This window comes from Pandoraea sp. XJJ-1, assembly GCF_026802345.1.
Lineage (GTDB): Bacteria > Pseudomonadota > Gammaproteobacteria > Burkholderiales > Burkholderiaceae > Pandoraea > Pandoraea cepalis.
The window spans coordinates 1,601,751-1,614,067 of the sequence record NZ_CP113827.1 but is presented as its reverse complement, the minus strand read 5'-3'; the positions used below and the strand labels follow the sequence as shown (position 1 = coordinate 1,614,067).

The window sequence follows — 12,317 nt, the reverse complement described above, 5'->3', positions numbered from 1 at the left end:
ATGCCACGTCTGTCACCAGGAGAATTACCTTGAGTACCGAAACCGTCACCACGTACCTACGCCCCATCGACCGCGAAGGCCTTCTGAAGTTTGCCGCCGCCGGCCGTGAAAATCCCGAGCGCAAGGGCAGCAACAAGGTCCATACGGTCATGCAGGGGCAGTTCCGCTCGTGGAGCTATGTAGGCACCCACAACCCGGTCGTCGTGGACGAGCCGGTCCATCTCTTCGGTGAAAACACGGTGCCTGCGCCGGGCGAGATCGCGCTCTCGGCGCTGGGCGGTTGCCTGAGCGTCGGCATTACGGCGGTGGCGACCTACCGCCAGGTCAAGCTTTCGCGTCTCGAAATCTTCCTGGAAGCCGACATCGGCAATACCGCCGCGTGGGGCGCTGGTGGCGCCGAACGTCAACCCGCGCAAATGGGCTTCCAGGAAATTCGTGTGAAGGTCCTCATCGAGGGCGACGCCACGCGCGAAGCGCTGGACGACATCGTCAAGCACGCCAATCACTTCTCTCCCGTTGCCAACAGCATGCGCAATCCCATCCCGTTCAGCATCGCGCTCGCGGAGTAAGCCGCAGCACGCTCCATCACACTGAATAACGGGAGTATCGCATCATGAAAGCGGTTGAATTTCCTGGCGACCGGATCGATTCGACGTGGACCGATTCCCACGTCATGGCAAACGTGACGGCCATCTCCGACGGCCCGCTCGCAGAAGCCGCGCATCGTATTGATGAGGGTCATTACCCGCTCGAAATCCTGGGGTCGCTCGGCACCGCAGGCGCGTTCGGCGCGCACCTCGAGCGAGGCGGTCGTCGGGTTGGCCTGGCGCTGGACGCTATGCGCGCTGTGAGTCGCCGTTGTGGGTCAACGGGATTTCTCACATGGGCACATGACGTCTGTGGGCTTTACATGGAGCAATCCGGCAATCCTGCGCTGACTGGCGAACTGCTCGACGATCACACGATGGGGCGTACCTTCGGGGGTACGGCGCTTTCGAACCCGATGAAAGCAATTGCCGGCATCGAAAAGATACTGCTACGCGCAGTGAAGGTGCCCGGCGGATATCAAGTTAGCGGCGCACTGCCGTGGGTAAGTCATATCGCGCCGGGACATTACTGCGGCGCCATGGCAGGCGTGTTCCGCGACGATGGCTCAGTGTCGCACGAGATCATGTTCCTGCTGAAGCTGACGCCCGAGGTCGTATTGCGCCAATGCCCGGAATTTTCGGGCATGGAAGGAACCAGCACCTGGGGCGTGCGCCTCGACAACTACTTTGTCGGCGACGCCGCAATGATCGCAGATCCTGCTCGTCCTCTCATTGCGAAGATACGTGCTGTATTTGTGTTGCTGCAAGCCGGGATGGCAATGGGCATTGCACAGGGCAGCATCGACTCTATCCGCGAAGTCGAGCCAGTCCTTGGTCACGTCAACCAATTTCTGGAAGACGGTCCGGCCGAGCTTCAGGCGGAGTACGACGAGCTGTGGAGTCGCGTCGCCAAGCTCGCGCAAACGCCATACGACGGCAGCAAAGACTATCTACTTCATGTGCTGGACGCGCGCGTACAAGGCGCGCAACTGGCATTACGTGCTGCGAATTCGGCGCTTATGCATCAGGGCGCGCGCGGCTACCTTATGAGCGCTGCGCCGCAACGCCGTATTCGCGAGGCTCAGTTCGTCGCGATCGTAACGCCTGCCATCAAGCACCTGCGTTGGGAGATGGCTCGTCTGTCGAAAGAGGAGGTCCCCGAATGAGCACCCCGACGAATTTGCCGTGGCGGCAATTCCTCTGTCGCGCCTGCGGCTTGATTTACGACGAGGCATTGGGCGATCCCGATAGCGGGCTTGAACCGGGGACGAGATTTGAGGACATTCCGGAGGACTGGGCTTGTCCGCTCTGTGGCGTTGTCAAGGCGGATTTCGAGCCTTACGAACCGTTGGAGCGCACTGCACGCTCGGACGATGCCGCGGTCGTTACGCCGACACGTGAGCTCGGCGTCGTGATCGTGGGCGGTGGCATTGCCGGTTGGAGTGCGGCAGAGGCGTTGCGTGCGCTCGACCCCGCTGTACCTATTACGCTCGTGACCGCATGCAACGGCGACAGATACCTCAAGCCGGAACTGTCCGTCGCACTCGGGCGCAGCCTGAAGCCTGCCGATCTGGTTCGGGAGTCGGCCGTCAATGCAGCTCGGCGCCTTAATGTGCGTCTGATGACAGAAACGTTTGTCGTCGGCATTTCTCCGTCCATCAAACAGGTACGTACCACGCGAGGTGCGCTTCGCTATACGAAGCTCGCGATCGCGCAGGGCGCGCGCCCTGCACTACCGGAGCAAATGCCGGCCTCGCTATGTTGGCGTGTCAATGATTTGGCGGGATGGTCGGGGATTCAGGCACGCCTGGATGGCGCGAAAAAGACCGTTGCGATCGTCGGTGCCGGGATGATTGGGTGCGAACTCGCGGAGGATTTTGCGCGTGCAGGCCATGCCGTGTCGCTAATCGATATCAACCTCGGCCCGCTGGCCAGTCTGGTTCCAGCGGTCGTCTCTGACAGGCTCCTGACGGGCCTACAGGATGCGGGTGTCAGATTCTTGGGGGGGCGTCGCATCGAGAGGATCGAGAAAGCGGACAACGGCCAAAGGATCATTCAAATGCAAGGCGGCGAGCAAATTCGCGTTGATGAAGTCGTCGCTGCGACGGGGCTCGTCACTGAGACCCGCCTCGCGAAAATGGCCGGGCTCGCGTTTGATCGAGGCATCGTAATCGATCCGCACACGATGCAGACAAGCATCGAAGACATTTATGCGATTGGCGATTGCATCAGCGTTGCCGGCGTGCCATGCCGATTCATCGAGCCGATCGTGCGGCAAGCGGGGGCGCTTTCGCATCACGTGCTCAACCGCGAGCATGCCGGTTATGTTCACAGCACGCCGCTGATTCGTCTGAAAACGAAGGCATTCCCCATCGTTATCCACGGCGTCCCGAGCGCCAAGGGTACGTGGGGTGCTCCCGATGATCGAGAGGGTCAGATTCGGATTGAGCAGCGCCTCGATGGTCGAGTCATTGCCCGCATCGAAGCGGGTTTCGCACAGCAGCGGCTTGTCGCTTGAATGCCTTGCTGCCCGTAGGGCGGCTAACCCGAGTCCGAATCAAACCAGGTGCGTCGAACATGAAAGATGAAAATCCGTATCGTCCGTATAGCGCAGACCACTCGCTGGAGCGCTGCTCATGCGGCATGCACGCCAGTCAGGACGAACACGATGCCCGCAGCGGCGTTGTCGCTCGCCCCCCAGTGCACGATGAAGACGTCCAGTCGCGCCATTTCCTCGAAATGGTAGCTGTCAGGGCGCTGTTCCCCCACGACGCGCTGCGCCGGCGATTCCTTCGCGCGGTCGGCATCAACGCCGCGCGTGCCGCCATTGCCAGCGTGCTCCCATTGGCCGACCTTCAGGCGATGGCGGAAGAAAGGCGTCCTCTGGAGAAGAAGGACCTGAAGATAGGTTTCATCCCGATCAACTGCGCCACACCGCTGATCATGGCGGATCCCATGGGCTTCTATCGGGAGCAGGGTCTCAACGTCTCGCTTCGCAAGACGGCCGGTTGGGCGCTGGTTCGAGACCAGATGCTTAATCACGAGCTCGACGCGTCGCATTTCCTGGCACCGATGCCGCTCGCTATTTCCATGGGGCTTGGGTCTTCCGCCCAGCCCATGCGAGTCGCAGCTATTCAGAACGTCAACGGCCAGGCCATCACGTTGGCGCTGAAGCATAAGGACAACCGGGACCCGAAGCACTGGAAGGGCTTCAAGTTCGCCATTCCGTTCGAGTATTCCATGCACAACTTCCTGCTCCGCTACTACCTGGCGGAGCATGGACTTGACCCCGACCGTGATGTTCAGCTCCGCGTGACTCCGCCTGCGGAAATGATCGCCAATCTGAGGGCCGGCAACATTGATGGGTTCCTCGGACCGGATCCCTTCAATCAACGTGCTGTGTATGACCAGGTGGGTTTCATTCACATCTTGTCGCGCGACATCTGGGACGGGCACCCGTGCTGTGCGTTCGGTGTAGCGCAGGGCTTCATTGACCAGAACCCGAACACATTCGTGGCGTTATACCGTGCGTTGCTGAAGGCGTCCGCGAGCGCTCACAAGTTAGAGAACCGTCCTGCGATCGCGCGCGCCATCGCGACGCCAAACTATCTGAACCAGCCGGAATCGGTCATTCTGCAAGCGCTCAGTGGCCACTACGCCGATGGGCTCGGAAATGTGCGTGATCAGCCAGATCGAACGGATTTTCAACCGCTTCCGTGGTACTCGATGGCCACCTGGATGCTCACGCAAATGCAGAGGTGGGGCTACATCAAGAAGCAAATTTCCTACGATGACCTTGCCAAGAAGGTGTTCTTGCTTACAGATGCAAGTGCGCAAATGAAGGCACTGGGGCAGGAAGTCGACCACGATGCGTTGGCTGGCGGGATGCGGAAATTCTCAGTGATGGGCCGTGAATACGACCCTGCCAACCCGGCCAAATACCTTGCAAGTTTTGCGATCAGGCGGACCTGATTCAAAGGATATGAGATGAAGTCTTCAATTCGATTGCAAGCTGCACTGGTGTCACTTGCCATGGTTGCGATTTTTCTCGTTTGCTGGCAATTCGCGACAACGGCGGGGAAGCAGGCCCAGCACGCGCCAATGACTGCGGAGCAAAAAGAGTATGCACAGTTGATGGGACAGACGCCCGACGACCCATCGTCGGAGCCGAAGAGCGACGGTTTCCCCACACCCGCACAGTTCTTTTCCGTCGCGGCGCAGAACCTCGCGCACCCATTTTACGATCATGGTCCCAATGACAAAGGAATCGGCATTCAATTGGGCCATTCCCTTCTGCGTGTCGCCGGCGGCTATCTACTCGCCGTCATCGTGTCGATCCCTTTGGGTTTCTTGATTGGCATGTCTCCGCTGCTCTATCGCGCTTTTGATCCATTCATTCAGTTGCTCAAGCCGATCTCTCCGCTCGCGTGGATGCCAATCGCGCTATACACGATCAAAGACGCCTCTGTCTCTGCAATTTTCGTGATTTTCATCTGCTCGCTATGGCCAATGCTGATCAATACCGCGTTCGGCGTGGCGAACGTAAGACGTGAGTGGCTAAACGTTGCCCGCACTCTCGAAGTCTCGCCGTTGCGCAAGGCGATGCAGATTGTCTTGCCCGCCGCTGCACCGACCATCATCACCGGCATGCGTATCTCGATGGGGATTGCGTGGCTTGTCATCGTGGCTGCCGAGATGCTGGTCGGCGGAACGGGCGTCGGCTATTTCCTATGGAACCAGTGGAACAATCTTTCGCTGACAAATGTCCTGTTTGCGGTGCTCGTCATCGGCGTGGTTGGGATGCTGCTTGATCAACTTTTTGCCCGCCTGCAAAAGAAGGTGACCTATGCAGAGTAATGACAATCGCGCCGCAAGCGGCAGTGCTTTCATTGAGGTCGACAACCTCTCGAAACGCTATCGCGCAGATCTTCCGCCGGTCTTCGAAGACGTGACATTCAAGATTGATCGTGGCGAGTTCATTTGCGTAATTGGTCACTCCGGCTGCGGAAAGAGCACGATTTTGAACGTACTCGGAGGGCTTGAGCAGGCGAGCGGTGGCGGGGCCGTCATGGGCGGGAGAGAGATTGCAGGCCCGAGCCTCGATCGGGGGGTCGTGTTCCAAGGTCATGCGTTGCTGCCCTGGCTCACCGCGAAGCAGAACGTCGAATTCGCCGTTCGCTCCCGGTATCCGGATTGGACGCGTCAGCAAATCGACGAGTGCGCAATGCGCTTCCTCGATATGGTCGGCCTCACGCGCGCGATCGACAAAAAACCATCGGAGCTATCGGGCGGCATGCGCCAGCGAGTGGGGATCGCTCGCGCATTCTCCGTCGCACCAAAGATGCTTCTGATGGACGAGCCGTTCGGGGCACTCGATGCGCTGACGCGTGGTGTTATCCAGGATGAACTTCTGCGCATCTGTCTGGCGACTCATCAGACCGTTTTCATGATCACGCACGATGTCGACGAAGCGATCCTGCTTGCTGATCGAATCTTCTTGATGAGTAACGGGCCGCGCGCGCGCCTTGCAGAAATTGTGGTGAACACGATGCCACGGGAGCGAACGCGAGAGACGCTTGTCCACGATCCGCAGTTCTACAGGATTCGAAACTATCTTATCGATTTTCTGGTGAGACGCTCCGCCACGATTCAACAGGATATCGAACATGGTCGTGAAACGCATCAAACGACGCAAATTGTTCGTCCAGGCTTATCTCAGGACAACGTTACGGAGCTTGATCAAGGCCGCGCGCTCCGCATGGGCAATACGGCTTAATTTTCCAGTGGTAGTTTTTTTGAGGATAGTCACATGATTTCGAGTCGCACACAGGTTACCGAGATGATCGTCTCGGCGAAGGTACGCAAGGGCCTCAAGTGGGCAGATGTTGCGGATAAAGTCGGCATGGCCAAGGAGTGGACGACTGCCGCATGCCTCGGTCAAATGCAGTTGAGCAAGGAGCAAGCTGCCGTCGTCGGTGAGATCTTCGAGCTTTCCGACGAGGCCATCGCATGGCTGCAGATCGTTCCGTATAAGGGATCACTGCCGACGGCGGTTCCGACGGACCCGCTGATCTACCGCTGGTACGAGTTGGTGAACGTCTATGGCACGACCATCAAGGAACTGATCCACGAAGAATTCGGGGACGGCATCATGAGTGCCATCGACTTCTCGATGGACATCCAGCGTCAGGCGGACGCGAAGGGCGATCGCGTCAACGTGGTGCTTTCCGGCAAATTTCTGCCATACAAGGCCTACTGACCGGCTGGCGGAAATGCCTATGACGCTCACCGGGGCCATCTAAGGCCTGGCCATCGGCGCCGTGCCCGGCTTGACTGGAACTGGCGCGTGATGGCCGGGCACTAAGTGCGCAATCGACGCTGCGATAAAGCGAAGTCCACGAAGTGAATTTTGCGGAACAAGAATACGGCGGATTTCCGGAACGCAAAATCGCTGAAAGCCTTGTGGCGGAAAGCAGCCGGAGTCGAACCGACCTGGGAGCGGCTGACGCCCCCAACCGGGTTTGAAGCCCGGCCGCATCACCGGATACGGATGCCTTCCTTCGGACAACGCAATGTGACTGACTAAATCGTCGTGCACGCGCTCAGGCATCGCTTGAATCACCTGAGTTCGGCATCCCGACTACTTTACGCCGCGCCCCATTCCGCCCCGGGGCGGCGCACATGCCAATCGCCAACGCGGCGAGTATATCCCGCACGATCGAAGAACTCCAGAATCTGGATCGCACGCTTGCGCCCCAGGCCCGTCGTGTCGCGAAACGCGCCGGCCTCCACCTTGCCGCCGGCGTCGGCGATCATGTCGGCGAGCGCCTGGACACTCGCGTCGTCGTAAAACAGGTCCTTGACGATCTGATGCACCCGCCCCTGTCTCGCAAGCTTGCGCAGCACCACTCGCACCCGCTCTTCAGGCACGTTCAGCGAACGCCCCATGTCCCGCACCCACGGCGGATCGAAACGACCCTGCACCACCAGCGGCAGCAGCGCGTCAGCCAACGCCGTCTCGTCATCCGTCATTTCCACACGGTGCGCCGGCAGATGCCACCACGCCCCGGTACGCGCCAGCCCCCCGTCACGCAACATGGCCTGCACGAAGGCGCGCCAGCGCCACGCGTCCAGCGACGGCCACGTCATGCGGCCCAGCCGTGCAGCATCGAGTCCCGGCTCGTCCGGCTGGCGCGCGTGATAGTCGCGCAGCACATCGAGCACGCGTGTGCGCACGGTGTCCCACGCCTGAGGGGCAAACGCGAGCGATTCCCCCTCCCCTCCCGCCAGCACCACCGCATTCGCCGGCCACTGCCATTGCCCCGCCGGCAACCCGGTGAGCGCAATGACCTGCGCGCTCGTCAGTCCAAACGCGGCCTGCGCGAGTAGTGCATCCAATCCTTCGCCATCGAGCGCGCGCGCCACGGCGTCGAGCCACGCCAACCGCGCCGCCGACCGACGCCTGCGCTCCGGCGCCGCAGGGTCAAGCACCCGCCCGCCACCCACCGTTGCCGTCGCCTGCGGATTGCGCACGATGAAGCGGTCGCCCGGCATCGTGCACACCGGCGTATCGAAGACCCATTGCACGCGCATCGTGCCACCGGGGGCCAGCGTGTCCCCTTCCAGCAATACCGTGCGGGCCTGCCCATGCGTCGTGCCCACATGCACATGCAGCGGAAACCATTGCGTGAGTGGCGCACTGTCTTCAAGCCAGTGCAGTTCGACATCCACATGCGTCGACGGCCCCGGCAATCCCGCCGCCACGATCCAGTTGCCCCGCCGAAGCTGGTCGCGCTCCACCCCCGCCAGATTCAGCGCACAACGCTCCCCGGCGCGCCCCGCCTCCACCGGACGGTTCTGCGCATGCACGCTGCGCACCCGCACCGGCAATCCCTGCGGCATCACGGTGAGGTTGTCCCCCACGCGCACCGTGCCAGCGAACGCCGTGCCGGTCACGACCGTACCATGGCCTGCCAGCGTGAAGACACGATCGACGGCGAGACGAAACAATGCGTCCTCGCGACGCGCCGCATTGCCGGACGAGTGCAATGCCTGCGCCGCCTGCGTGAGCTGCTCGCGCAGCGCCGCCACGCCCGTGTCGCCCGGCGTCGTCGCTGACACCGGCACCGTCTCGGCATCGGCGAACGGCGTGTTCGCGAGCCATTGCGAAATCTCCTGGGTCACAGCGGCCAGCCGCGCCGCGTCGACGCGATCCGCTTTCGATAGCGCGACCACGCCACGCCTCACCCCCAGCATCGAAAGAATGGCGAGATGCTCGCGCGTCTGCGGCATGATGCCGTCGTCCGCCGCAATCACGAGCAGCGCGAAATCAATGCCGACGGCCCCCGCGGCCATCGTGTGAATCAGCTTTTCATGGCCGGGAACATCGATGAATCCCAACACCTCGCCATCCGGCAACGGGGTGTAGGCATACCCCAATTCGATGGAAATGCCGCGCGCCTTTTCTTCTTTCAGACGATCCGTGTCGACCCCGGTCAACGCGCGAACGAGACTCGTCTTGCCATGATCGATGTGACCGGCGGTGCCCACGATCATGCGCGAAGCTCCGAAAACTGCAACGCCAGACGCGCTTCGTCAGTCGCTTCGAGACATCGCAGATCGAGCCATAGCGTTTGATCGGCAATCCGGCCGATCACCGGATACGGCAGCGCGCGCAATGCCGCTTCAAGCGCCGCCAGCGCACGACCGCTGCCGCGCTTTGCGCCACCGGCCGGCACGATCGCCAGGCCATAACTCGGGAGCTGCTCGACCGGTAGCGCGCCGCTGCCGATCTGGCTCACCATCGGCGCGGCGCTCACGGTATAGGCATCGCCCAACGACTGCGCGAGCACCGGCGCCAGACGCTGCGCCTGCGCCATCATGTCGTCGCGCGTACGCGTGAGCAGCCGCAATGTGGTGAGCCGCTCGGCCAGATGATCGGGATCGCGATAGAGCCGCAGCACGGGTTCCAGCGCCGCAAGCGTGAGCTTGCCCACGCGCAGCGCGCGCTTGAGCGGATGCTTCTTGATCCGTGCGATGAGATCCTTGCGCCCGACGATCATGCCCGCTTGCGGACCGCCCAGCAGCTTGTCGCCGGAGAACGTCACGAGATCGGCGCCGGCGGCGATCGTCTCCTGCACCGTGGTCTCGTGCGGCAGCCCCCAGCGCTCCAGCGGCGTCAGGGTGCCGCTGCCGAGATCGACCGCCACCGGTACGCCATGCGGCTTCGCAATCTGCACGACCTCCGCGACGTCGACACTCTTGGTGAAGCCGGTGACCGCGTAATTGCTGCAATGGACCTTCATCAGCAAGGCCGTCTTCTCGCCGATGGCATTACGATAGTCGGCCGCATGCGTACGGTTGGTCGTGCCCACTTCGACAAGCTTCGCGCCCGCGTGCGTCATGATGTCGGGAATCCGAAACGCACCGCCGATTTCCACCAGCTCGCCGCGTGACACCACGACGTCGCGACGCTTGGCAAGCGTCGCCAGCATCAGCAGTACTGCCGCCGCGTTGTTGTTCACCACCGTCGCCGCCTCACCGCCCGTCAATTCGCACAGCACGGGCGCGACGAGATCGTCGCGGTCGCCGCGTCCGCCCGTTGCGAGATCGAATTCGAGGTTGGCCGGCGCCGTGAGCGCTTGCATGACCGCTTCCACGGCAACCTCGGGCAGCAACGCTCTCCCGAGGTTCGTATGCAGCACCGTGCCAGTGAGATTGAAGACGGGACGCAGCGTCGCCCGGTTGCGCTCGGTCAGCGCGCGGGTCACACGTGCCCCGAAACGAGCCGGGACCAGGGTGTCATGTGTCAGCGTGCCCGCAAGCGCCGCCGCGCGGCACGCGTCGAGATCGCGACGCAACGCGTCGGTCACCTGCGTGCGACCGAAGTCGGCCAACGCTGCCTGAAAGTCGGACATCCCCAGCAGCCGGTCTAGCGACGGGAGATCCGCCGCCCCTGCAAACTCAAGATCGTGCTCGGCCATCCGCACCCCCGCAATCCCTTAAGCCGTTTCGGTGTTCTGCCAGAGCAACGGATTGCCATTGGCGCGCGCGTACCCCGCTTCGCCCATCAGCACGTCGAGGGCCAGGCTCGCGAGATCGTCGGCAACCGGCTCCACGAACGGATCCTTGTCCTGGTAGAAGATCTTGCGATAGCTATGACAGTCGTCGCACGACTCTGCCCGGATCGGGGATGACGCCACGCGTTTGGCCGCGTCGTCGAACGCCGGACGACCATCGGCACCCCTGACAACGTCCCCTCCGACATGTGCCGCCTGCAGGTCCGCCCCCGATGCCGCCGCATCCCCTGTTTTGTCGAGCACGTGATAAGCGACATGCTGGCTCGCTTCGCAATGTGTGCATTTCACGCGAACCATATGCCACTCGGTCGAGCACAGCCCGCACGCGAGATAACGATAGCCCTCATGCGCTCCGCCAATGCGCACGACGCTCGCCACCGGCAGCGTGCCGCACATGGGACAGACGTTGGGGACGTCGAGCATCGGCACGTCGCCCGCGTCGAACGTGCTTGCCACGCCCGTCCAGAGCACTTGCAACGCCGCCGTCAGGAACGGCGCGCTGGCGGCATCGACGCCCTTGCCATGCCCGGCGAGCAACGATTGCGCCGCCGAGTCGAGCGCGGCCGGACTGGAGGCACGAACCCGTTCAAGCACAGCGCGTACCGGTGCGGGCAAGTCCGGCTGTGCCGACATGGCATCGAGCAACCGCGCGAGCAGCGGCTGCCATCGGCCCGCGTCGTATCCCCCGTTCGCGGGCACGAGCGGCATGCAGTGCAATTGCGCCTGCTCGATCGACTCGGCCGTCGGACGCTCCGCCTGAAAAGTGTCGAGCACACGCTGCTGTGCGTCGACCAGCGAGGCCATGAGGCGCAGGTAGTCGCCGAGTGGATGGCCGTCGGCCAGTTGACGCAGTCGTGCCGCGCGCGCCGAGAAAACTTCGGCGCGTTGCGGCATGCGTAGACGGGGGATGGCGGTCCGATCGAGCGACTCGATCTGTCCGGGTTCAAGGATGCGTTGCAAGGTAGCCGGCCTCGTAAGAGCGCCCGGCCACCGGGGCCGGACTCATTTGTTGAGCTGCTTGTACCAGGCGCGATGGTGCTTCCACGCCCAGCCGCGGGTGACGGTGCCGCGCGTCATCGCGCGCACGGAACCCTTGATCCAGATCGCGGCATAGATATGCGTAATGATGCCGCAAATCAACACGAATGCACACACCGCATGCACGTCGGAAGCCAGACGAATCACCCCGATCGGGAAGTAGAACGCGAAGTAGGCGCGCCAGATCACGATGCCCGAGAGCAACAACCCGATCATGCACAACACCATCACGTAGAAAAGCAGCTTCTGGCCGGCGTTGTAGCGCCCGACTTCCGGCAGATTCTCTTCGCGATTGTTCAGCACGTCGCCGATTTTCTTCATCCACTCGGTGTCGCGCGATTCGAACCGGTTGTAGCGCGCGAGCCGCAAGGCGAGGCACACGAAGGTGACGAACATCACCAGCCCGACAAACGGATGCAGAATCCGCGTCCACGATCCACCACCGAACAGCGTGGCCAGCCAGAACATCGACGGATGGAACAGCGCGAGCCCCGAGAGCGCGAGCAGAATGAACGTGCCCGCGACAATCCAGTGGTTGATGCGCTGCCCGGCACTGTAGCGCTCGATCAGATCGTCCTTGTCCGCCTGACGATCACTGCGTTCGTTCGACATG

The 12,317-nt window shown here is 62.0% G+C and carries 11 protein-coding genes and 1 tRNA gene; 7 read left to right on the top strand and 5 right to left on the bottom strand.

Annotated features, from left to right (window positions below; all coding sequences use genetic code 11):
• Positions 1–29: 29 nt before the first annotated feature.
• From OYT13_RS07300 to cynS, 7 genes are read left to right on the top strand one after another with little or no spacing between them, the layout of a single operon-like run.
• Complete coding sequence (locus tag OYT13_RS07300) at positions 30–569, top strand: OsmC family protein (RefSeq protein ID WP_017232437.1); 540 nt, start codon at positions 30–32, stop codon at positions 567–569.
• Between the two features lie 44 nt (positions 570–613).
• A complete protein-coding gene (locus tag OYT13_RS07295) occupies positions 614–1,753 on the top strand; it encodes an acyl-CoA dehydrogenase family protein (RefSeq protein ID WP_017232438.1) in 1,140 nt (379 codons plus the stop codon).
• Positions 1,750–3,105 carry an FAD-dependent oxidoreductase gene (locus tag OYT13_RS07285; protein WP_017232439.1) on the top strand — a complete coding sequence of 452 codons (1,356 nt, stop codon included), beginning with the start codon at positions 1,750–1,752 and terminating at the stop codon, positions 3,103–3,105. The genes OYT13_RS07295 and OYT13_RS07285 overlap by 4 nt, the downstream gene beginning before the upstream one ends.
• Before the next feature lie 59 nt (positions 3,106–3,164).
• Entirely contained in the window at positions 3,165–4,559 is a 1,395-nt protein-coding gene (locus OYT13_RS07280; protein ID WP_026131681.1) for a CmpA/NrtA family ABC transporter substrate-binding protein, read from the top strand.
• 15 nt (positions 4,560–4,574) lie between these two features.
• Positions 4,575–5,444 (top strand): nitrate ABC transporter permease, encoded by an 870-nt coding sequence (gene ntrB, locus OYT13_RS07275; RefSeq protein WP_017232441.1) that lies wholly within the window; start codon positions 4,575–4,577, stop codon positions 5,442–5,444.
• Positions 5,434–6,363 (top strand): ABC transporter ATP-binding protein, encoded by a 930-nt coding sequence (locus OYT13_RS07270; protein WP_017232442.1) that lies wholly within the window; start codon positions 5,434–5,436, stop codon positions 6,361–6,363. Before ntrB ends, OYT13_RS07270 begins: the two co-directional genes overlap by 11 nt.
• 33 nt (positions 6,364–6,396) lie before the next feature.
• Positions 6,397–6,846 (top strand): cyanase, encoded by a 450-nt coding sequence (gene cynS / locus OYT13_RS07265; RefSeq protein WP_017232443.1) that lies wholly within the window; start codon positions 6,397–6,399, stop codon positions 6,844–6,846.
• A gap of 204 nt (positions 6,847–7,050) precedes the next feature.
• Here the strand turns inward: cynS and OYT13_RS07260 are convergent.
• From OYT13_RS07260 to OYT13_RS07240, 5 genes are all read right to left on the bottom strand, one after another.
• Positions 7,051–7,146 (bottom strand) — tRNA-Sec (locus OYT13_RS07260).
• Positions 7,147–7,232: 86 nt separating this feature from the next.
• Positions 7,233–9,143: a selenocysteine-specific translation elongation factor gene (gene selB, locus OYT13_RS07255; protein ID WP_268567532.1), complete on the bottom strand. Its 1,911-nt coding sequence runs from the start codon at positions 9,141–9,143 to the stop codon at positions 7,233–7,235.
• Positions 9,140–10,570: an L-seryl-tRNA(Sec) selenium transferase gene (gene selA / locus OYT13_RS07250; RefSeq protein WP_261938857.1), complete on the bottom strand. Its 1,431-nt coding sequence runs from the start codon at positions 10,568–10,570 to the stop codon at positions 9,140–9,142. The genes selB and selA overlap by 4 nt, the downstream gene beginning before the upstream one ends.
• Before the next feature lie 18 nt (positions 10,571–10,588).
• A complete protein-coding gene (fdhE, locus tag OYT13_RS07245) occupies positions 10,589–11,560 on the bottom strand; it encodes a formate dehydrogenase accessory protein FdhE (RefSeq protein ID WP_261939894.1) in 972 nt (323 codons plus the stop codon).
• Positions 11,561–11,668: 108 nt separating this feature from the next.
• Complete coding sequence (locus OYT13_RS07240) at positions 11,669–12,316, bottom strand: formate dehydrogenase subunit gamma (RefSeq protein ID WP_017232447.1); 648 nt, start codon at positions 12,314–12,316, stop codon at positions 11,669–11,671.
• Between the last annotated feature and the right edge of the window lies 1 nt (position 12,317).

Coding starts and splice junctions, on each gene's coding strand:
- OYT13_RS07240 (WP_017232447.1), bottom strand. CDS start 12,316: ATGTCGAACGAACGCAGTGATCGTCAGGCGGACAAGGACGATCTGATC.
- OYT13_RS07270 (WP_017232442.1), top strand. CDS start 5,434: ATGCAGAGTAATGACAATCGCGCCGCAAGCGGCAGTGCTTTCATTGAG.
- ntrB (WP_017232441.1), top strand. CDS start 4,575: ATGAAGTCTTCAATTCGATTGCAAGCTGCACTGGTGTCACTTGCCATG.
- fdhE (WP_261939894.1), bottom strand. CDS start 11,560: ATGCCGCAACGCGCCGAAGTTTTCTCGGCGCGCGCGGCACGACTGCGT.
- selB (WP_268567532.1), bottom strand. CDS start 9,143: ATGATCGTGGGCACCGCCGGTCACATCGATCATGGCAAGACGAGTCTC.
- OYT13_RS07295 (WP_017232438.1), top strand. CDS start 614: ATGAAAGCGGTTGAATTTCCTGGCGACCGGATCGATTCGACGTGGACC.
- OYT13_RS07285 (WP_017232439.1), top strand. CDS start 1,750: ATGAGCACCCCGACGAATTTGCCGTGGCGGCAATTCCTCTGTCGCGCC.
- selA (WP_261938857.1), bottom strand. CDS start 10,570: ATGGCCGAGCACGATCTTGAGTTTGCAGGGGCGGCGGATCTCCCGTCG.
- cynS (WP_017232443.1), top strand. CDS start 6,397: ATGATTTCGAGTCGCACACAGGTTACCGAGATGATCGTCTCGGCGAAG.
- OYT13_RS07280 (WP_026131681.1), top strand. CDS start 3,165: ATGAAAGATGAAAATCCGTATCGTCCGTATAGCGCAGACCACTCGCTG.